Raw genomic sequence first — 239 nt, 5'->3', positions numbered from 1 at the left:
AACAACGAGTAAAGGTAGCTCGAATTCATGAATACATGACAAATGCTAGAAAAGATTACTTGGATAAAATCTCGACTGAAATCATCAAAAATCACGATGTTATCGGTATAGAAGATTTGCAAGTATCGAATATGTTAAAGAATCATAGGTTAGCAAAAGCGATTAGTGAGGTATCATGGTCACAGTTTCGAACCATGTTGGAATATAAAGCAACATGGTACGGTAAACAAGTCATTGTC

The 239-nt window shown here is 34.7% G+C and carries 1 protein-coding gene; it reads left to right on the top strand.

Annotation, left to right across the window (positions count from 1 at the left end; translation table 11 throughout):
• The coding region (locus tag MR109_RS29965; protein ID WP_242274875.1) for an RNA-guided endonuclease TnpB family protein at window positions 1-239 on the top strand (239 nt) is incomplete at both ends.

This window comes from Bacillus cereus group sp. BfR-BA-01310, from assembly GCF_022664325.1.
GTDB lineage: Bacteria > Bacillota > Bacilli > Bacillales > Bacillaceae_G > Bacillus_A > Bacillus_A paramycoides.
This window is presented reverse-complemented; position numbering and strand designations above follow the sequence as displayed.